Below are 20,564 nucleotides of genomic sequence, written 5' to 3' on the forward strand. Positions count from 1 at the left end.
GGAGTCCGGAGATTCGGTGGGTTCCTGAGTAGGTTCCGGGGTCTCAGTAGGTTCCGGATCCGGTTCGGGTGCACGTTCACCGTCGAAGGGAACCAGTGGATTGGGAATCGTGATCTCGCGCATCTGCTCGCCTTCCTGATGGAAGTCATAAGATCTGATCACGACACGGTCGCCATAAGAATCCAGCGTCAAGCCCTGATTGATATCCCTGGTGACCACTTCACTCACGTCCTCGGTATTCTCACCTTCTGCATCCCATTCGTTGTGCATAGCCAGGGTGCTGATGGCCCAGAAACCGTCCGGGTGTCCGTTCTCGGTCCTGCGCTGCACGGCCCAGTCTCCCAGCTCCGCGGGGTAGTGGACGTGGCCCGCCAGCAGGATCGCATTGGGATAGTTGGCCAGCGTCTCGGTCAAGAGGTCATTGTGCTGGTGATGGTCGCTGTACCACGGCAGCCAGGATGCTGAGGTGGTGTTTCCCAATGGGTAATGGTTCATCAGGATGACCTGCTTGTTCTGTTCAGTCCAGTACTGCAGGCGATCGATGACGAACTGCACCTGTTGAGTGCTCATCGGCACATCAGGTGGGTCAGCAGAGTCCTGACCGAATACGATGAGCGGCAGATCGCCGGAAGGACCTTCTAAGACATACTCACCCCAGACCTCGTCACGCTCGGCGAAGTCCAGGAATCGATCCCGGTTCGCTTCGAAACCGCCTGGGAAATATCGCTCATGGTTGCCGATAGATGCTATGACCTGCCGCGGCAGAATGTCGGCTGCATCATCCATGACCTCATAGATTTCGTCCCATTCCCACGGAGCGCCGGTGTCGACGATGTCTCCGGCCATCAGCAGGGCATCGGCATGAGGCAACAACTCGTTGTAGATAGGCAAGGCCTGGGCGAGATCGTGGGGATGACCTTGAATGTCCGAGACCACCCATGCACTAGTGGGGTCGGAAGTGGCGGGCAGCAGGTGCTGGTGAACGGCTACGGAATCAATACCCCAGTAGCGGGCGTCCTCACCGCCGGTGAAGGTCCAGGAGAAAACCGCCTCATGTGCCCCTTCCGGCACTTCCACGGTGGCTTCCTGCATGGAGTTCATGTGCCGGGCATCGTAGTCGTTCTCCACGCTGTTCTCGTCCAGACGCAGGATCTCCTGGGGCTCGCTACCATCAAAACTCACCGTGACGACACCGGATTGCCCGGCTGCGCCTCGATAATGGCTGTCGAAGGTCAGTCGAAGAGCGAGCTCGCGGTCAATCGGCACTGGAGCACTGTGGAGTGTCGAAGAGAAATACTCACCTCCGTATTGCTCAGCATCGGCAACCACTATGGTCTGGTCGGAGCGGCCGAAACGGTCGCGCATCAGATCAAGATCCTGGGACCAATGTGAACGGCTGCTGAAGGTCCAACCCTCCCAGGACTCCGCACCCCCGGCTGTGGATTCATCGACAGTGATCGTCCAATCCTGGGGAGCCTCATGTGAACCTGGGAGCTGGTTGTTGAAGTCTTCGCGCCAGATGACGCCGTCAGTCTCGGGGCTGGTGCTCTGCAGAGTGATGGGATCGAGATTCAATGCCTCTGGGTCGAAGTCGTAGCTGTCCTCAGGGTCATCCTCGTCGGCGGAACCGGTGTTGACGGTGAATGCGACGGCGTCAGTCAACGGCTCATACCCATCCTCTGCAAGGAACCAGGCCAGATAGTCGCCGGGTTCCAGACCTGCAGTAGAAAACTCCACCTGCCCCTCGCCCTCGGGGGTGTATTCCCACATCAGCGATGGGACAGGTCCGGGAGTCATGTCATCGCGGTAGATCCCGATCCAGTTCTGCGGATCAGGGGTGTCCGTGGAGTACGTGACAGTCAGTGTTTCTCCCTGATCCAGGGCAGAAGCACTGAGGTCGACATGAGAGTCCTCAACGCCCTCGTCCTCATCATCCTCGGAGGTCACGATGGTGAACTCGACGGGGTCAGCGAGACGATCATAACCGTCATCGTGAAGGTATTCGATGCGGTAACTGCCTGCAGGTAGCGGGTCATCGTCGCGATCGTTGAGCTCCAGTGACGCCGTTCCAGACTCTCCTGGCGCGTAGGCCCACGCCATCCCTGCTTCAGGGGCAGGATCTGGCTGATCCTCGGTATAGACGGCCACCCAGTTTGTGTCGGCAGGCTGGTCGGTGAGGTACTCAACATCGATGGAGCCGGCTTCGAGGACCTCAGTGGTGCTCAGGACGATTTCGGATCCCTCTGGCTCCTCTGCGAAAGCTGCAGGAGAGATGGAGAGGGCCATCACCATCGTCATTAATGCGGCAGTCATAGCTTTGAGACTCAAGGGCGAGGGCGGAGCGGGTGGTGAATGTGTCTGGGACACAGATCTTCTCCTCTTATGTGTTATGTATTTAGGTTTCGTCAAGTGGTTTTGAAGGTTGTCTATGTGCCCGGATGGCGGAGGGTTGCTCGGACGGCTAGATGGTCTGAGGGAAAGGCGTTGTTGCGGTGATCCGGGATGTGACGGCAGATGCCTCCGTATTCGGTGAAGCCGGCGTCCTCGCGGGTATCGGCGCTATCAGCCGCGCCGCCCAGATGGTCGGCCTCCACCACTTCCAGTCCCTTGACGTAGATGAAGTCGATCCGGTCCCGCGGTTCCGTTTCTCGCAGCTCAATCTGCGACCAGGTCAACCCCGGGGACGCCCCCGGATCCGGATGCACCGCACGGAAGGCATCGGTGAAGCCGTCTCCCATGAAACGCTGCGGTGCCGGCCACTGGGCCGCGGGGCTGTGCTCACCGTTCCAGTCCAACGAGGACGGTACATTGAAGTCACCGGCGATCACCACCGGCGCATCGCCCAGTTCCTCCAAGAGCCGGTGCGTCTCAGCCAGCACGTGCTCCGCTTGAACTGTTCTCTGCTGCTCGCCCGCTTGGGCGAACACATCCTCTGCCGCCTCAGGAAAATCCCCGGCGCGATACGGGCCGTAGTCGGCAGAGGCCAGATGCACCGACCAGGCCAGCACATCTCCCATGCGCGTCTGTACCAGAGCCGCCGTGGCGAAGGGCGCCGTTTCAGTGGGCAGTAGCCGCACCGGTGCCGCGCTGAGCACCGCACAGTTGAAGTCCTGCTGGGCCACCGTCATCCCTGCTGTGCGCCCCAGCCGCATTCCTGCAGTGCCGAAGCATTCCTGGAGCAGCACGATGTCGGCGTCTTGGGCATTCAGCACAGCAGCTTGCTTGGCCGCGGCGTCGTCGATCTCCCGGCCGCCGAACCAGAGGTTCCATGAAAAGACCTTCAGCGAGCGCAGCTCACGCAGCTTGGCGTGGAAAGCCTCCTCCGCAGTGAGACACGCAGAGGTGTTCTGACCGGTGGGAGTATCGGCCAATGTGTCCTGGGGCCGGCGAGAGTTCTCAGGTGGGAGCGTGCGCTCAGCGGGATGGGACATGCTGCTCCCTCAGGCGTATGTGGTCCAGGCTCTCCACCCGGTGCGTGCAGGGCAGCTTAATCTGCGGGTTCGCGTTGACCCCCACCACCAGCAGTCCCGCGGCCAGAGCCGCCTGAGCCCCGGCGGGAGAGTCCTCGAACGCGACAGCCTGCTTCCTCTCTGCACCCAGGTGCTGGCAGGCCTGTTCGTACAGGTCGGGGGCAGGTTTGCCGGCAGCAACATCCTCCAGGGTGAAGACTGCCTGTGCCAGATCCATCAGCCCGGAGTTGGACAGCATAGCGGTCACATCGACGCGAAGCCCGTTGCTGGCCACCGCTACAGGCACCTGCTTGGCCAGCGCGGAGAAGAGCCGTACGGCCCCCGGCATCGGGGACACCCCGGCCCCCAGCAGTGAGGAGTAACGGTGAGTGAGCTGGTTCGCAATCGCCCCAGCTTCGTCTTCGCTGGTGAAATGCTCAGCGAGCCGGCCGGCCGTATCATCCACCGACAGGCCCAGGAAATCCTCGGCCTGGGCCTGTGGAGTCTGATGCTCGGCCAGCCAGTCCGAGATCATGTTCAACCAGATGGACTCGGAGTCCACCAGCAGTCCGTCACAATCAAAGACCGCCGCGGAGATCCGGATCTCCGCCGGCCCGGCAGTAGTGTCCAGGTGCAGCAGAGCGTGCCGCCGGCTCACGGGGCGACCCGCTCGCGCACCTCATGGGCAAAGACGCGCAGAGCAGCGTCAGACATCACATGGGGAGTGACGCGAGTGCCTGGTGTCAGGTCGGCGGCCTCCGCCGCGGAGACTGAAGAGGTCACTTCCAGTCCCTCCACCGCAGTGGTGGTGTTGACTACGGTGCGCTCGCCGGTATAAATCTGCGAGACCACGGTACAGGTACCGTCCTCGTCCGGGATCAGGGTGATGTCCTCGGGCCGGACGAACAAAGTGTCGAGATCCTTGGCCGGGGCCTGGACCGGAAGCTCACCGCCGCGGTAGTCGGCAGGTACTCCCACCTCGGTGACCGAGCCCACGAACCGGGCCACGAACTCGGTGCTCGGGTGTTGGTAGACCTCCCGCGGCTTATCGATCTGCTCGATCACACCGGAGTTCAGCACCGCCACACGATTGGCGATGGCCAGCGCCTCTTCCTGGTCGTGGGTGACGAACATGGTGGTGATGCCCAGCTGCTGCTGCAGCCGGCGGATCTCCTCACGGATCTGCACACGCACGATGGCATCCAGCGCTGAGAGCGGCTCGTCCAGCAGCAGCACCTCCGGCTGGGTGGCCAGGGCGCGGGCTAGGGCGACTCGCTGTTGTTGGCCGCCGGAGAGCTGGTGGGGGAAGCGGGGGGCGAATTGGCCCAGGCCGCACATCTCCAACATGTCCGTCGCAGTCTTCCGGCGCTTCTCCGCTGCGATCTTGCGCACCCGCAGTCCGTATTCGACATTGTCCTGAACACTCATATTGGGGAAGAGGCTATAGGCCTGGAACACCATGCCGATGCCCCGCCGATTAGGGGTCACGGAGGTGATGTCCTTGCCCCCGACCAGCACACGCCCGGTAGTGGGTTTCTCAAAGCCGGCCAAGATGCGCAGCGCGGTGGTCTTCCCGCAGCCGGAGGGTCCTAGCACCGTGATCAGCTCACCGGCTCCGATGCGCAGGTCCATGTTCTGCAGGACAGTGGTGGGGCCGAACGCTTTGGAGATGCCGTCGAACACCACTTCGTTGGAGGCCTGGTCAGTGACAGTCCGAGTCGCAGGTGTACTCATGAGGCAGCAGCTTTCTGTTTCTGAAGGGAATGTTCGGCTCGGGCCGCTCGTCCTGCCGGAGAGAACCGGTCGGCCGAGAGGGTGGCGATGAACAGCAGCGCCCAGGTGGCGAGGTTCAGCAGCACTGCGATGGCGATCGAGGCCCGGAAGTTGTTGGAAGACACGTCGTAGAGCCAGACCGGGATGGTCTGCTGACCCAGAGTGGCCGCGATCGAGAACTCGCCAAAGCACAGGGCAGTGGTGAAGAACACGGAGAACAGCATGGATCCGCGGATGTTCGGGATGACCACCCGCCAGATAGTGCCCCAGATACTGGAGCCTAAGATGGCCGAACCCTCCACCATGGCCTTCAAGGGAATGGTCCGCAGCCCGGCGTCTATGGAACGGAAGGTGAAGGGCAGGCAGAGCACCACATAGGTGCCCACCAGGATCAGCGGCAGATCAGGGTTCTGCAGGAACTGGCTGATCTGGCTGGGCACGGAGCCGCGGCCCTGCTGGGCGCCCCAGCGCAGCAGGGCGATGACTCCTGCGGCGATAGCGATCGGCGGGACCACCAGTGGCAGGGTGCACAGGATTTCCAGGATGGGCCGCAGCTTGGGCGCCCACAGGTGTACCGCCACCAGGGCAGGAACCAGCGTGGCGACCAGCACCACAATGGTCAACCCGGTGATCAGGAACGTACGGCTGGCTGCGGCGGCCAGGCTTGCGTCCTCGGTGATCACCGAATAGGCGGCCAGTGAGAAGTTCCCGCCCGGGAAGACGGCGTAGTAGATGCTGCACAGTACCGGGATGGTGACATACAGCGCCACAGCGATCACCGGCAGCCAGCGCGAGGTGCGCACTGCAATGCCCGGCCCTGATGTCTGCTGGCCGGACTTTTCGGCCTCGGTGGTTACTGCACCCATCGGGCGCTCCTCCTCTGCAGTCGGTTGAAGCCGAAGAGGACGACCACCGCGATGACCACCATCGTCACGCCCAGCGCCATGGCTATCGGCTGGCTCGCGGGGCTCTGTCCCAGCAGCGAGGAGATCGACAGTGGGATCAACGGGAAGCCGCCGGCGCCGATGAGCACCGCGGCGGAGGCGTGAGTGGCGAAGGCGGCGCCGAAGCACAGGATCCAGCCGCCCAGCAGTGCGGGCATGGCGATCGGCAGACCCACGCGCGTCCAGAAGGTCACGGCAGAACCGCCGAGCGCGGCATTGGCCTCACGCCATTCCTTGCGGATGCCCACAAAGGTGGGCAGGGTCACCATGACCATGGTGGGGATGAGGAAGTACTGGTACATCACCACCAGACCCTGCCAGGAGTAGAGGGAGAACCCGATGGCTTCCAGATTCAGTGCGGCGTAGATGATTCCGGCGTTGCCGAGGGTCACGATGAAGGAGAACGCCAGCGGAGCGCCGCCGTCGTTGGCCAGCACCGAGGAGAAGACGGCGACCACGGAGTCTAGCTTCTTGGACTTGATCTGGGCGATGCAGAACGCCGTCAGGGTGCCGACCACAGCTGCCACAGCGGAGCCCACCAGGGAGACCTGCACGGAATTGAGGACCGCCTGGGAGTGCGAGCCGCTGGTCAGTGCTATGAAGTTGTCCAAACCCACTGTGCTCCCGCCGTCGTCGGTGCTGACAGTGAAGGCGATGATCGCCATCCCGACGATCGGCAGGATGAAGAACAGCAGCAGGATCAGCCCCAGTGGCAGCAGTGAGAGCGCGGCGGGGGAGCACAGCGCTCCACCCACGCCTTTCCAGCGCTCACGGCTGAACAGCGGAGGCCTGACAGCAGCCGGGCTGCGGCCACCGGGGCCATTGCCTCCGGTGGCGCCGCCCGGACCAGCAGGCTGAGTGAGCGGGAGACTCACTGCACCGTACCGTCCCACTGCTCGTTGACGAGCTGCTGGTTGGCCTCACGCTGCTCCAGAGTAGGCTGCGGAGCCTCGATGCCGTCCTGGCTGGGCAACTCGGCCAGAGCATCCTCATTGACGGTGCCCTGCTCAATCATGGCGTCCAGGCGGACCGGGGAGACGTAACCCTCCAGCAGGATGTTCTGGCCCTCATCGGAGAAGAGGAACTCGAAGAACAGGCGAGCCACAGCCGGGTGGGGGGCGTCGTCATTAATGGAGGCGGCGTAGAAGGAGGAGACTTGGCCATCCTCCGGCAGGTTGATCTCCAGCTCGATATCGGCATCGGCCTCCAGATCGTTGGCAATCGGCTGCAGCAGGTAATCCCAGTCGATGACGATGGGTGTTTCGCCGGTCTCGATGGTTCCGGCGTCGGCCTCAACCGGAATCAGGTTGCCCATCTGGGAGAGCTCTCCGAAGAACTCGATACCGGGCTCGATATCGTCGAAGCTGCCACCATTGGCCTCGGCCGCGGCGTGGACGATCATGAAGGAGCCCTCCGAGGCGGTCGGGTTGGAGGGCAGAGCGACCTGACCGGAATACTGCTCATCCAGCAGGTCGGAGAAGTTCGTGGGGCATTCCTCCACGCGGGAAGTGTCGCAGCCGATGGCGATGGTGCCGCCCAGGTGGTTGATCCAGGTGCCGGACTCGGAGACGAACTCCTCGGGGATATCGTCAATGGTCTCCGGGGTGTACTCGGCGAGCAGACCGTCCTCGGCGGCCTCTTCTGCGAAACTGACGCCGGTGTCCAGGTAGTCCAGGGAGTTGTCCTGGCCCTGCCGGTTGATCACGGCGTTGATGAGGTCTTGGCTGGAGCCGGTGGAGGTGTCGTTGTTGATCTCGATCCCGTACTCCTCGGAGAAGGCCTCCAGCAGACCGCCGTAGTTGGCCCAGTCCTCGTAGAGGCCCATGGCGTTGAAAGTGCCTTCGGCCTGAGCATCTTCGATAAGCTGCTCCATGCCGCCGCCGTCCTCCACGGAGGTGGCATCGCGCCAGTGCTCGGTGTCGGTGCCTTCGCCGTCTCCGCTGCCGCAGGCAGTCAGGCCCAGGGCCAGCACAGTGGTGGTTCCGAACAGGATGCGAGTATTCATTCTGCTTGTCAGTCCTTTGCCTCGTGTGGGCGCGGCGGGGAGTCGGTCGGTGCTGCGCCCCCTTGACACGGCCGCTCCTGGCGGCCCTTACCTTTCCATCCTCACTAGTGAACTACTAATGGTCAAGTGAAAGTTCACCAGTGAATATGACATTTGTGTGAACTCTCGGTGACTGGCCAGGACCGTAGAACAGCGTAGTGAAGGGGCTACAGCCGCGCCGGGTGTCAGGATTCTGCGCGGCATCGTAGACTTTTGGGCTGATACACATCGTGAGACAACTCGCTGCAGAGAACGACGACGGCGGAAGACGCCAGCGTTGTCCGGACTTTTTCAGGAGGATGCCTGGTGGGGACATTCGCATTCGCGGAGATCGCTCAGGCCATGGTCGAGGAAATCCGGGAGGGCACCTATCCCCCGGGCAGCTCGCTGCCATCGGAGCGTGAGCTGAGCCAGCGCTTCGGCGTCTCCCCCGGCACAGTTCGCATGGCACTTCGTGAGCTGGTGGCCGACGGCACAGTGGACGGTGCCCGCGGCCGGCCCAAACGCGTGGTGCGCGTACCCCGGCGCCCCGCCCCCTTCGATGAGTTCCGCAGCTTCGCCCAGTGGGCGCGCCGGCAGGGCTACGCACCCGGTGGCGAGGTGATTCTCTCCCAGTGGCGGATCGCCGATGCTCAGGATGAGCAGATGCTGGACGCCGCGCAGGGGCACCGGGTGCTCGACGTGGTGCGTGTGCGCACCCTGGACGGGGAGAAGGTCATGCTGGAGCACACCCATTACCCGGAGTGGCTGGGGGAGATCGTGGAGACGATCGCCGACGACGCCCCGTCGGTGACCTCGCTGCTGGCCGAAGAGCACCACGTCCACTTCAGCCACGCCGAGCACGCCTTCGGCGCAGAGCGGGCCCGGGTGCGCGACGCCGAGCACCTGGGAATTGCGCGCAACTCGGCGCTGCTGGTGCACCGCCGGGTCTCCCGGGACCCCAAGGGCCGCCCGCTGGAGTGGTCCACGGACCGTTACATCGCCGGGAAGATCATGCTCTCTGTGGGCAACTCCTGGCACTCCAACCCGCTGCAGTGGATCACTCCCGAGGCCTTCGGGGCACAGTAGTGAGGCTCAGTGCGAGGGCCTGGGCAGCTAGGACTTTTCGACCGGTGTGTGTGTTCTGGTCAGCTCCAGCAGAGCTGCCGTCTGCTCCCGGCTGCTGCCCAGCTGGTCCAGCAGCGCCGAGCGTTCCGCTCCGGCGAATCCCTCCACTGCGGAAAACAGATGCTGGTCGGCAGTCACCAGGTGGGTCACCACTGCTGCCAGCGGGTGGTTGAGATCGGCTGCGGAGTCCACCAGAAGCACCGTGGGTATGCTGTGCTGCTCGGCGGCAATGAGCGCCTCGCGCCAGATGCCCGGGATGCTCGCCCGCTCGGGAACGCCGACGACGATGACGTCGCAGCGCCTGAGGCGGGCCCGGCCGCTGGGGCCGGTGAGACCGACGGCGGAGGCGTTCAGGGGCACCGCTCCCACAGCTCCTACCTGCGGGGCGAGCCTGCTACGTGCGGCGCGGCCGAGCTTGCGCCCGGCTCTTCTGGCCCGGCGGGCTGTGGGGAACACCCGGGTGCCTAGCCAGCTGGTCTCCAGGGGTTTGTCAGGCACGAGCGATCCCTTCTGGATCCGCCGAGCGCAGCCGTGATCCGTATTCGTCCAGCCAGAGGGTGAGCATGGCCAGCCCCCGGATCAGATGCTGTGGCCGTTGGGAGTTCAGCAGCCTCTGCCAGGCCACCAGCCCCTGGGGATCTGCGGGGTTCAGCGCCGCAAGATCCGGGGAGAGCAGCCCGGAGACTGATTCGCGCTGAAGGAGGCCGGCAAGGTATCTGGCGCCTTCCCGGCTGGCGATCCGCCGCTTGTGATGACGGGTACCGGTGAGGTCGTCAGCTGTGGGCATACCCCGCAGTCTCTGGTCAGCGGCCACCAGAAGCTGCGGATACCATGCCCCCTCAGTCTTCACCGCATGTGGCAGCTGCAGGGCCAGGCTGGCCACCTCATCGATCACCATCGGCATCACCGTGGGTTGGGCACCACCGAGCACCTTCGCCGGCGCCTGGGCGATCCCGGGAACCGTCCGCAGCAGATAGGAGGTCAGGGTGTGGGCGTTGGGATGGTCGGCGTAGCGCGCCGCAGTCCCCCCGGCCCCGCTGCGCGCCCGCTCCCCCACCGCCGAGGTCATGTCGCGGCGCAGCACCTTCGGCGCATCGCTGAGGTAGCGTGAGCGGGCCCGCACTCTGGCGGCGATCAGCTCCTGACGGCTCATCCGATGCCCATCCTGAGGATCGGCGAAACCGCCTCCGAGCAGCACCCCGCCGCCGATCCCGTCGAAGACTGGGCCCGGGTGGCACCGGAGCCGGCGCGCCACTGGCATCAGCCAGAAATGGAGGGACGACTGATGGTCGACGGCATCGGCGTAGTCGGCGAAGTCCTGGCCGAACTGGTCATAGTGCCCGGTGACAATCCGGTGGTCGATGCCCAGAGTCTCGGCGACCCGCGCGGCCACGAGCTCCTCCAGCGCCGAGCCGGCGTCTGAGCTGGTGGACCAGGCCGTCAGCAGCTGTGGTTCTGCGGCCTCCCGCAGGGCCAGTGCAGTGAGCATCCTGGAGTCCCTGCCGCCGGAGAGCATGGGATTCCCGGCCCCGCGGAGGTGGGGCCTCATGTGTTCGGCCATGGCCTCCACGGTCGCTCCGGTGGTCTCTGCCAGGTCCGCGGACCGCTGGGGGAGGTAATCTTCCCACGGCCAGTGAGCCTGCTTCAGCTGCGCAGTGTTGTCCTTGCCCTCAGCGGCGTCCCCGACTTCCACGTACTCCATGGGCATCAGTCGGCGAATCTCGGTGAAGGTGGTGCGCCCTGACAGCGGAGCGCCGAAGGCCAGGATCTCACTCCAGGCCTGCCAGTCGGCAGTGAGCTGCTCAGCAGTCTCGGCCAACCAGCGCAGCCGGGTGGAGAAGAACACCGCGTGATCAGTGATATGCACGTAGAGCACCTGACACCCGGAGACGCTGCCGTGGAGGACTCCGGTCCCCCGAGCCGCTGCCCGCAGGCCGCAGAGGTCTCCCCGTCTGGCGGTCTCTTCCCAACTCCGATCCAGCAGGGTCTGATCAACCGCCCCTGCGGCATTCCAGGCCGCGGTGATGCTCCGCTCATCGCGCTGAAACGCCGCTGATGAGGTCCTGCGCAGAGTCAGGCCCGGCAGCAGGTGCGAGGGCTCCCAGCGGACTCCCTCGGATTCTGCGATCTCGGCCATCCGATCAGCACGCTGCCGGTGGGCCTCGGTCATCCGGCCGAGGACTCCGCAGACTGCGCCGGGCTGCAGCCGCTGCGCGATCATGAGGCGCTGACTCCGAGTTCCTGCAGACGCTGCAGGTGACGGGTGGGCCCGTGCTCGGCAGCGAACAGCTGACCCCGGCGGGACTGCTCCAGGTAGGCTTCCTGGTCCTCCCAGTACCGGTTCACCAACGCGAGGACCTCTGACGGTTCAGCGTAGAGTGCCGCCTCGCCGAAGATCTCTCGCAGATATCCGGGAAGCACCACCACACATCCGGCCGCGAGCGCCTCCATGATGGCGCGGCCGAAGGCCTCCCGCCAGCTGTGATGATGCATGTAGACCCAGAAGTCGATGCGCTGGAGAAACGCCGCCGGCTCCTCCGCGCCGAAAGGCTGCACATGCCATGCCGCCGGCACCGCGCCGAGGATCTGCTCGGGGATTTCAGCCCCGCCCAACACCTCGACCCGGTAGTCGCTGCTGTCTGGGTACGCCGCCAAAATCCCTCCGGCGGTGGCAGGCCATTTCTCCGGCTCAGGTCTGGAGTGCCGGCCGATCACCGGTTTCTCGTCGACGAAACCCGTTCGCGGCGTCGTCGTCGGCACTGTCCCGAAGATATTGACCCAGTCGTCTGCAGCAAGTCTGATGTCCCGGTGGTTCTGCGCCAGGATGCTGGCGCGCACCACCGGACTGATCGGGGCCCACTCCGGTGTGACCCCGAATTTCTCGCGGGCCCTTTGGTCAACCAGCGCCACCCTGTAGTGCCAGCTGCCCTCGGCGTCGACCGCAGCGTGGTTGGCCACCACCACGACCTGATCCGCTGTGAGCCTCTCCAGGGTGGGGGCACTGGTGGCTATCACATGCGGATGCCGGATGATCAGCAGTCTGACATGGGTCTCGGAGCGCGGTGAGACAGCACAGACACCGGGGAACTCCAGTGCCGACCGGATGTGGTCGCTGAAACCCATGATCGAATTGGTGACCCCGGACTGGACATGGATCAGTGCGGTGGAGATCCCTGCTGCCGACTGCACCTGGGCCTCCTGGGCAATCGAGGCCGTGGTGCCCCCGCGGAGGCGGAAATCGGAGAGGAGGCCCACCTCTGCGGCCGCTGGAGGCTGCCATCCGGACTGGCGCAGCTGAGCTGCCAGTGTGCTCACCTCGCCGGACAGTTCAGCCACCCGATTGCGCAGCATGTCGAGATCGTCGCCGGTGACCCGTTGCCTGATGCGTCCCAGGCGACGCCGCAGCCCATAACTTTTGCCCATCATCCACACTTTATCCTCTGTGCCCATTAAGCTGTGGATCGTGCCTGCGCTGACAACTGTGCCCGATGCCCAACGGCCTACCGGCAAATTCATCACCGAGTATGTGCTGCCGCGCTGGGAGCAGCTGAACTCTTTTCGCAGCCTGCTGAGACACAGCCGTATGATGGCCCTGATGCTCAGGCGCCGGCGAGTGCATGTCCATCAGGTGCAGGGCATCATCGCCGCCTACCTCTTCAACGGAGAGACCGTGGGCGGACAGTACGGGCGCCTCACCACGCTGGTCAGCGATCAGGCCTTTGAGGCCTGCCACTCCAAGAGCCTGGCCCGCCGGTACTTCGCCGCGGCCGGTCTTCCGGTTCCCGAAGGACGAAGCTTCAGTGCTGATCAGAAGGGGGCCGCGGCTGACCTGATCTCCGGCACCGGCCCCTGGGTGATGAAGCCAGACGCGGCCCGGCACAGCCGAGGAGTGAGTTTCGGGGTCACCGAGAGCACCTTCGAGGCAGCCTGGGCCGGTGCTGTGGAGGCGAACCCCCGCTCAGCTGCGCAGGTGATGATCGAACAGTTTCAGGATGCGATCAGTCTGCGCTTCTACGTGGTGGGCAGCATGGTCCAGGCGGTTGCCGCTCGGGTGCCGCTATTCGTGGTCGGCGACGGGACCAGCAGCCTGAGGCAACTGCTGGCCGCGTCCTTCGAGGCACGCCAGGTCAACCCGTTGCTGCGGATCACCCTCCCCGAGATCTCGCAGGGACTGCTGGGGAGCTCCGGGCGGTCTCTGGACGAGGTGCCCGGCCCCCACGAGCTGGTGCTGCTGAGTGAGGACGGCAACCTGCGGCTGGGCGGCATCCCCGTCGATGTCACTGAAGCGGTGCACCCGGCGCTCAACGACCTGGCCGTCAGCGCTGCGCATGCGATTCCGGGGCTGGGTGCTGCCGGGGTGGATCTTCTCACCCCAGATGTGGGCAGCACCGAGGACGCGGTGGTGCTCGACGCCGACGCCTGGTCCAACACCAGGATGCACCGCTACCCGGCGTTGGGCCGGCCCCGCCGTGCAGGGGCGATTGCCGCGGCCGAACAGATACTGCTCAGGGCAAAGTACTGGGACAAACCGGTACTGCCCCCGGAGTCTCAGGACCCCGACGACGACTAGACTCGGAGACCAGTTCAACGAATGGGAGATCCATGGACGTTCTGACAGCTCTCCGGCGCCGCACGCTCGGCGCCGCGCGACGGGTCAGGAAACTGGTGCGGCGGCAGACTGCCCCAGCACCCACCAGAGCCAGTCCTGAGGAGGCGTCGGCCGCGCTGTTCGTCGGACACACCCGTTTCAGCGTCCATCAGTTCGGCTCCCGCTACTTCAACGCCACCCGTGAGGGTCAGGCCGGTGCCGGATTCACCGAGGACCAGTACACCGCCTGGCTCTACAGCGATGAGCGGCTGAACCCGCGAACGGAGATCTTCACCCAGCTCAGCCTTCCTCAGCTGGCCGAAGCCGCCAAGGACTTCAACGTGGTGCACTACGTCTCATACTCCCCCTCGCTGCCGCAGAGGCACAAGGACGCTCTGCTGGCAGCGGCAGAACGCTATGACTTCCTGGAACTGAATGAGACGGAGAGAACAGTCTCATCCACGCCGGTCAACAGCCTGATCCGCAGAGCCGCACAGAAGCACGGCTTCGAATCGGGAGCAATCGGGGTGTATCGGCTGGACGACGACGACGTCCTCTCCGTGAACTACTTCCACCTGATGGCACCGTATGTGCGCAGCAGCCATATCGGCTGGTGGGCCTCCCAGGGACGCGGGGTGGCCGGCATCAGGGTCGGTGACGAATACGTCTATGTCCGCGACTACTACTATCCCAAGAGCGCCTTCGGCCCGCTGTGCATCGCCGGCTACGACCAAGGGGACGTCACTCATACCCGGGCACCCAAACACACGATCATGGACCACACCAATCCCACGATTCTGGACTCGCGGGAGCCTGCGTACTTCCATATCCGGCACCGGGGCCAGGACAGCACACTGGGGGGAAAGCCCATGCCCTTCTACCCAGAGGCGATGATGCGGATCCGCAGCCAAGGGCCTGCAGACCTCAAGCAGGTGCAAACCCTTTTCCCACTCCTGGCAGATAAGCTGCATCTGACCCCGGGCCGCGAGCAGGAGGCCACCGACGTAGCGTCCTCTCCGTTCACTGTGACTCAGGAACCGGTCACCTTCGGCTGGGAACAGCCGGGCTCGATCGCGCTGCGCCTTGAGCTGGAGGAAGGCAGGAAGCTCACTCCGCAGCAGGTCCGTGTGCTGTTCTCCACCGAGCAGGATGAGGGCTGTGAGTACTCCCCGGAACAGGAGCGGGAGTTCTTCGCGGCGGCAAAAGTCCAGTCAGAGCACCGGGGCTACTGGACGTGGATGCCTCACCAGAGCACCGGGCTTGGCCACCTGCTGGTGATCGAGCCCCCAGAGGGAGTCCAGGTGAAGAGTCTGAGCCTGCAAGCAGAGCACGGTGAGACTTTGGATATTCTGCGGCTGACCGCCTACCCGCTATGACCAGATTCTCTGTGATGAAGCGTCTTCGGGGTCTGTTCATCCCCCAGCGGGTCTCCCATCCCGAGCAGCTGTGGCGTGAGTACACCGCGAGCCCGGACACCCACCCGCTGCTGCCGAATATCTCCCACGCAGGTTACCGCTCAGGCGATACCCCCATTCCGGACCGAGACGGCCCAATCTTCGATGTCCGGGACTTCGGCGCTCAGCCGGGCGCCACCAGCGGCTCAGATGAGGCGGTTGCCGCCGCTGTTGCTGCTGCCGAAGAGGCCGGGGGCGGCGTCGTGCTCTTTCCCGAAGGGACGTTCTTCCTCTCCTCGGTGATCTGGCTCCACTGCTCTCATACAGTGATCCGTGGAGCAGGCGTGGGGAAGACCACCTTGTCCTTCACTGCCCCGCTTCAGGAGGCCTACCGCCGGTCCCGCATGGGTGAATGGTCCTGGACCGGCGGGTTGGTCTGGTTCATTCCGCGCCAGCTGCGCAGCGAGCTCGAAGCCTCCGACTGGACGTGGGGCTCCAACGAAGGGTGGACCGGCGCCGAGGAACTTGCCTCAGTCTCACAGCCTGTCCGCCGTGGCGCCCGGGAGATCTCGGTCTCCGATGCCTCGGCGATCACTGCCGGTGACTATGTTGTGCTGACCGTGACCAGCCCACCGGACAACAGCCTGCTTGCGCACTTGTGCGGGGATCTGCCTCCGGGCAGCTATGACTTCGCCGCGCTGGCCAGCTCCCTGCACCGGCAGAGGAACTACCGGCACTACCGATGGCCGGTTCAGGTGCAGGATGTCCGTGGCAACCACCTGATCCTGGCTCAGCCCACCAAGATCGACCTGCGCTCTGAGTGGAGCCCCACGGTGATGTCACTGGGGCCCCATATTGCCGAGTCGGGCATTGAGGATCTCACCATCCGCATGCCGGCGGCGCAGCAGCAGCCGCATAACCAGGACCTCGGGTTCAACGGACCGCATTTCCAAGCCGCGCTGAACTGCTGGGCCCGACGCGTGGAGATCATCGACAGCGAGAACGGCTTTGGACTGACCTCCGCCAAGGGCATCACACTGACTGAGGTTTCGGTTGCCGGGAAGGCTCGGCACCACAGCTTCATCTGCCGTGAGCAGACCCACGACTGCCTGGTCCATCGATTCTCCATTGCCCCGGCCACCACCAAGCTGGCAGAAGGCGCCCAGACCCACGGGCTCAATGTGGAGGGCTACTCCTCGGGAAACGTGTGGTCTGCAGGCGATATGGAAGGGACCTTCGACTCACACCGGAGAATCCCCTTCGAAAACGTACGAACTGATATCAGGGTCACCAACACAGGCTCACTAGGCGGCGCCAAGAAGGCAGGACCGCACTGGGGAGCACGGTTCGTCCACTGGAACATTGAGGTGACCAACCGGCGGGCCTACGCTGTGCGCCTGGAGCAGCATGCACCGTACAGCGCCATGGTCGGGGTGCGGGGCCCAAGTAAGCCCCACCCCCGGCCGAGTGAATATTCTGGTGACCTCCAGTCAGTCCTGCTCCATGCCGGCCCTGAGATCTCACCCAGCAATCTCTACCTTGCCCAGCTGAGGCACCGGCTGGGATCTGCTCCCACCCGGACGAGGAAGGAACCGCAGTGAACACTCTCTTCATCGGATACACGAGGTTCAGCGTCCACCAGTATGAGTCGGGGAGCTTCAACGCCACCCGAAAGACTGGTGGCTTCTCCAAGGAGGAATACACCAACTGGCTCTATGACCGTCAACGGCTGGATACTCGCACCGACATCTTCCTCCAGGAGAGCCTGCCCCAGCTTCAGCAGGCTTCGCACAGCTGCGATCTGGTCCACATCGTCACGATCTCACCCTCTCTGCCGGAGAAGTACAAGGAGGCGCTTCAGCAGGCGCGCTCACGGTACAGGTTCCTGAGAGTCCATGAGACCAAGAAACGTGCCGCACCCAGTCATCCCAGCCTCCCCTTGGTGAAGACCATGCTGGTCAAACGCGGTATGCAGGGCCGGAGCTTCGGGATGTACCGGCTTGACGATGATGATCTTCTTCCGATCGACTACTTCGAGCGGATGGCCCCCTACATCACCGACGAGCATGTGGGATACCGGGTCTCTTTCCCGCAGGGCATCGGCGCCGTTCGCGCACAGAACGGATACGTGCTTCCCTGGACCTTCTACGAGGCGAAGTCCTCGGCCGGCTTCCTGACCGTGCACAAGCTCTCTTCCGACGGGCAGAAGATCTATGGACTGGAGGCCCGCCATCATCTCAAGGGGCACCACCGGGCCGACCGGAACTTCCCGGTCATCCTCGATGGCCGCAGTCCCGGGTTCTTCCGCGCTCGTCATGAGACCCAGGACAGCACACTCAGCTCCTCTGCCGGACCGTTCTTCACCCGGGTGGTCAACCAGGTGATGGACCGCCCACGTGCCGAACAGGACGCCATCGGGTCCTTCTTCCCCCACGTGGCGGCACGCATTAGCGCCTCTGCCGAACACCTCCCTGCCAGTGAGAGTCTCCTTTCAGCCCCTGCTCAACTGGCGGTAGGCTTCTCCGCCGAGTGCCACTACCAGCAGCCCATGCTGCTCAGCGGAAGCCTCCACAGCTCTGTCTCCTCCCCGGCGGTGCATCTGGGCATCACCGTCGATCAGCAGCAGAGTGCCGGGGCCGAAGAGTTCTTCGCGGAGGCCGGCTTCACCCGGGAGGCGGAGAATCGATACGTGCGGCCGCTGCGCTGCGCCGAGAAGCAGATCACCGATGTGCTCGAGCCTGCACACGGAACGACTATCACCGAATTCGACCTCTCCAGCTCTGAGGAGGGCGCTCTGACGTCTCTGTTCGCTGCCCCTCTGAAATCTCAGGGAGTTCTCACATGACATCTGGTCCTGATTCATCGGCGATGGGGACCCTCCGCAGACAGGCGATGCTCAGTCTCAGAAGCAGGCGGCTGCTGGGGCGGCCGGTCTCAGATGCGCGCTCGATGACCTGGCCCCTCAGCACCGCTCAGGGCGAGGCAGAACTGGTTCTGCGCAGCTCCGGGGCGAAAATCACCCTGGAATGCCGCAGCCATGACCCCCTGACGGCCCGCTCGCTGCGGGCGGCATTGGTCGCCGATGCCCGATTGGTCGCAGAGCCCCACGAGCATCATGTGCTCGCCACCTTAGGGTCAGAGAGCAGGGGGTTTGCTAAGCGGGCGCTGCGCGAGACGACCGCCTGGGCCACCACCGTGCAGGAGCGAACTGCACGCAGCAAGCAGATCAATGGCGGGGACACCGCGCTGCAGCACCTCGTGGCCCAGGGCATCTGGTACGACCGGCGGCCCAACTTCGGTGATGCGGTCGGCCCTTGGTTGGTGGCAACCATGACCGGCAAGGAGATCGTCAACGTCCGGAAAACCCGCGAAACCCCCTCGAAGGCTCGGGGACGCGCCACTTTGCTGGTGGGGTCCATCATCCAGATGCTCAATCGGCACAATGTTGACATCTGGGGAAGCGGTCTGATGCGCCCCCTGTCTCAGGAGCAGGTGGTGGCGTTCTCCCGGCTGCGGAAGATTCGGGTCCGTGCAGTCCGCGGCACACTGACCGCAGACGAGCTGCGGACCAAGCTCGGTTGGGAGGTGCCAGAGGTCTACGGCGACCCCGCGCTGCTTCTGCCGAGGTTCCTTCCGGTACAGACCCGCGGAGACCACATCACGGTTGTTCCGCACCTGAAGCACCGAAACGCCATGACTGACCTGCACAGCGGCAGGCTGCTGGTGGCAGACGTCCGCGAGGACCTTGAGACGGTGGTGGCCCAGATCGCCTCTGCGCGGGCCTGCATCTCCACGTCACTGCACGGAATCATCGTGGCCCAGGCCTACGGGGTCCCCTGGCTGTGGCTGAATGTCACCGACTCCCCGGTCGACGGCAGGGACTTCAAGTTCGACGATTTCTTCACCACGATCGACTCATCGGCCGTCGCGCAGACCGATGTGCCGCTCCACGATCTGGCCGGACTGGACTTCGCTGGATTGGCCGAAGGGGCAACGCTTCCTGAGCTCAGAACCGACCTGGACCTGCTGGAGGCTGCACTGCCGATCCGCAAAGCCTCTCAGCAGCGTCAGTAGCACCAGTTGCTGCAAGGCCGATGAGTGCGCTTCCACGCCGAGACGTGCTCCTGCTCTGCAGACGGTGACAGCTCGCCGTACCACCAGGGATACTTTCGCCGACCATAGAGAGGACCGTAGGGCCTCCCTGCAGCGAGGTCTTCCTCAAGCCTGACTTGGGCTTTGATCCACTCCGCCCCCATGAACGCATCATGTTCTCCCCGGTAGCGCTGACGGCCGCCGGGGGTGGGGGTCAGCTCGCCCAGGACGAGTCCTCGAGGGGACTGGTACAGATCGACGCGGATAAACGGCGTCCCCACAGCTCGAGACAGGTGCTCTGCAGTCCCGACGACTTCTTCCAGGCTCTCTGGCACAGGGATCCCCGGATCGTGGGTGCCCATCTCTGCGACCTTGCCGAGGTCCTCTCCCTGGGCCCCGATGTACCGCCGGGTGAAGGTTCGCCGGTCCATCGACCCCTCTGGACCCGCCTGCATCAGCAGAATCTGCAGCACTTGACCATAGGCGGTGTAGACCTTGATGTCCTCTGGCACCACAGACGCTGAGACGCTCTCCAGAAACTCCTCGGCAAAATAAGGTCCGTGCCAGGTCTCCAGGCGGTCGAGGATCTCTTGGGGCGGCTGATCGCCCGGGAAATGGAATGCCCCGTCCAATGTGCGCCACCCCTTGCCCTCACGCTGGAGGATGAAGACCCCATGACCGCTGTGACCGCCGTCTGACTTCAGGACAAACCTGTCAGAGGCGATAGATCTCAGATGGATCTCCTCTGGGCGGTGCCACACCTGAAACACCTCAGGCACATCGACGCCGTGGCTCTGAGCCAGCGAATAGTTGCGCAGCTTATAGGGAAGCTGCCACATGGAGACCCGGCCCGGGGACAAGCTGGTGAAACGCTGCTCGTAGAGCTCCCGGTAGGCGGTCAGCAGGGCCAGGAACGAGGGCGAGTCCAAGCGACCGCGCGAGCGCTGGAGGTCCTTCTCGAGGCGCCGGATGCTCCTGCTGAGCTCCTCAGTCTCCTGGTGGTGCTGGTCCAGGAGTTCGATCCTCTGACGCTCCAAGCCCTCACTGCGCTCACGAAAGGTCTCCACGCGGCGCAGCGCTCTGCCCACGCGGTCCTCGAGCCGAAGCCGTTCAGCCTCGTTCCACCGGACTTTGCCCTCCAGCCGCCGAGTCTCGGTCTCCAACGCGTTGATG

General features: G+C 64.2%; 17 protein-coding genes. 6 read left to right on the top strand and 11 right to left on the bottom strand.

Annotated features, from left to right (window positions below):
• The 7 genes from DVO78_RS14835 to DVO78_RS14865 all read right to left on the bottom strand — a co-directional run.
• Positions 1 to 2,313, bottom strand: a 2,313-nt coding sequence (locus DVO78_RS14835) for a metallophosphoesterase (RefSeq protein WP_157984068.1), incomplete at its 3' end; no start/stop codon positions are given.
• 113 nt (positions 2,314 to 2,426) lie between these two features.
• Positions 2,427 to 3,431, bottom strand: a complete 1,005-nt coding sequence (locus DVO78_RS14840; RefSeq protein ID WP_120005946.1) for an endonuclease/exonuclease/phosphatase family protein — start codon at positions 3,429 to 3,431, stop codon at positions 2,427 to 2,429.
• Positions 3,415 to 4,107: an HAD family hydrolase gene (locus DVO78_RS14845; RefSeq protein ID WP_120005948.1), complete on the bottom strand. Its 693-nt coding sequence runs from the start codon at positions 4,105 to 4,107 to the stop codon at positions 3,415 to 3,417. Before DVO78_RS14845 ends, DVO78_RS14840 begins: the two co-directional genes overlap by 17 nt.
• Positions 4,104 to 5,183 (bottom strand): ABC transporter ATP-binding protein, encoded by a 1,080-nt coding sequence (locus DVO78_RS14850; protein WP_120005950.1) that lies wholly within the window; start codon positions 5,181 to 5,183, stop codon positions 4,104 to 4,106. Before DVO78_RS14850 ends, DVO78_RS14845 begins: the two co-directional genes overlap by 4 nt.
• On the bottom strand, positions 5,180 to 6,088 hold the full coding sequence (locus DVO78_RS14855) for an ABC transporter permease (protein ID WP_120005952.1): 909 nt from the start codon (positions 6,086 to 6,088) through the stop codon (positions 5,180 to 5,182). The genes DVO78_RS14850 and DVO78_RS14855 overlap by 4 nt, the downstream gene beginning before the upstream one ends.
• A complete protein-coding gene (locus DVO78_RS14860; RefSeq protein WP_157984069.1) occupies positions 6,076 to 7,041 on the bottom strand; it encodes a spermidine/putrescine ABC transporter permease in 966 nt (321 codons plus the stop codon). The genes DVO78_RS14855 and DVO78_RS14860 overlap by 13 nt, the downstream gene beginning before the upstream one ends.
• Positions 7,038 to 8,171: an ABC transporter substrate-binding protein gene (locus tag DVO78_RS14865; protein ID WP_120005956.1), complete on the bottom strand. Its 1,134-nt coding sequence runs from the start codon at positions 8,169 to 8,171 to the stop codon at positions 7,038 to 7,040. The genes DVO78_RS14860 and DVO78_RS14865 overlap by 4 nt, the downstream gene beginning before the upstream one ends.
• Before the next feature lie 345 nt (positions 8,172 to 8,516).
• Between DVO78_RS14865 and DVO78_RS14870 the strand changes: the two genes are divergently transcribed.
• Positions 8,517 to 9,278 carry a GntR family transcriptional regulator gene (locus tag DVO78_RS14870; protein WP_120005958.1) on the top strand — a complete coding sequence of 254 codons (762 nt, stop codon included), beginning with the start codon at positions 8,517 to 8,519 and terminating at the stop codon, positions 9,276 to 9,278.
• Between the two features lie 27 nt (positions 9,279 to 9,305).
• Here DVO78_RS14870 and DVO78_RS14875 read toward each other — a convergent pair whose 3' ends face one another.
• From DVO78_RS14875 to DVO78_RS14885, 3 genes are read right to left on the bottom strand one after another with little or no spacing between them, the layout of a single operon-like run.
• The gene (locus DVO78_RS14875; RefSeq protein WP_120005960.1) at positions 9,306 to 9,815 is read right to left on the bottom strand and encodes a hypothetical protein; all 510 of its coding nucleotides are present in this window, start codon (positions 9,813 to 9,815) and stop codon (positions 9,306 to 9,308) included.
• Positions 9,808 to 11,538, bottom strand: coding sequence for an asparagine synthase-related protein (locus tag DVO78_RS14880; protein ID WP_120005962.1), 1,731 nt, complete (start codon positions 11,536 to 11,538; stop codon positions 9,808 to 9,810). The genes DVO78_RS14875 and DVO78_RS14880 overlap by 8 nt, the downstream gene beginning before the upstream one ends.
• Positions 11,535 to 12,743 (bottom strand): glycosyltransferase, encoded by a 1,209-nt coding sequence (locus tag DVO78_RS14885; RefSeq protein WP_120005964.1) that lies wholly within the window; start codon positions 12,741 to 12,743, stop codon positions 11,535 to 11,537. Before DVO78_RS14885 ends, DVO78_RS14880 begins: the two co-directional genes overlap by 4 nt.
• A 37-nt stretch (positions 12,744 to 12,780) precedes the next feature.
• Between DVO78_RS14885 and DVO78_RS14890 the strand changes: the two genes are divergently transcribed.
• Genes DVO78_RS14890 through DVO78_RS14910 form a run of 5 tightly spaced genes read left to right on the top strand, consistent with a single transcriptional unit; the run spans position 12,781 to position 19,373 of the window.
• The gene (locus tag DVO78_RS14890) at positions 12,781 to 13,887 is read left to right on the top strand and encodes a hypothetical protein (protein WP_120005966.1); all 1,107 of its coding nucleotides are present in this window, start codon (positions 12,781 to 12,783) and stop codon (positions 13,885 to 13,887) included.
• Positions 13,888 to 13,919: 32 nt separating this feature from the next.
• Positions 13,920 to 15,281 (top strand): glycosyltransferase, encoded by a 1,362-nt coding sequence (locus DVO78_RS14895; RefSeq protein ID WP_120005969.1) that lies wholly within the window; start codon positions 13,920 to 13,922, stop codon positions 15,279 to 15,281.
• Positions 15,278 to 16,900 carry a glycosyl hydrolase family 28-related protein gene (locus tag DVO78_RS14900; protein WP_120005971.1) on the top strand — a complete coding sequence of 541 codons (1,623 nt, stop codon included), beginning with the start codon at positions 15,278 to 15,280 and terminating at the stop codon, positions 16,898 to 16,900. Before DVO78_RS14895 ends, DVO78_RS14900 begins: the two co-directional genes overlap by 4 nt.
• Complete coding sequence (locus DVO78_RS14905) at positions 16,897 to 18,144, top strand: glycosyltransferase (protein ID WP_157984070.1); 1,248 nt, start codon at positions 16,897 to 16,899, stop codon at positions 18,142 to 18,144. The genes DVO78_RS14900 and DVO78_RS14905 overlap by 4 nt, the downstream gene beginning before the upstream one ends.
• Entirely contained in the window at positions 18,141 to 19,373 is a 1,233-nt protein-coding gene (locus DVO78_RS14910; RefSeq protein WP_120005975.1) for a polysaccharide pyruvyl transferase family protein, read from the top strand. The genes DVO78_RS14905 and DVO78_RS14910 overlap by 4 nt, the downstream gene beginning before the upstream one ends.
• On the opposite strand, the gene DVO78_RS14915 is transcribed toward DVO78_RS14910, so the two are convergent.
• Positions 19,367 to 20,554: an ATP-grasp domain-containing protein gene (locus DVO78_RS14915; protein WP_157984071.1), complete on the bottom strand. Its 1,188-nt coding sequence runs from the start codon at positions 20,552 to 20,554 to the stop codon at positions 19,367 to 19,369. The genes DVO78_RS14910 and DVO78_RS14915 overlap by 7 nt on opposite strands.
• Between the last annotated feature and the right edge of the window lie 10 nt (positions 20,555 to 20,564).

The sequence above is a fragment of the Nesterenkonia muleiensis genome (genome assembly GCF_003600155.1).
Classification (GTDB): domain Bacteria; phylum Actinomycetota; class Actinomycetes; order Actinomycetales; family Micrococcaceae; genus Nesterenkonia; species Nesterenkonia muleiensis.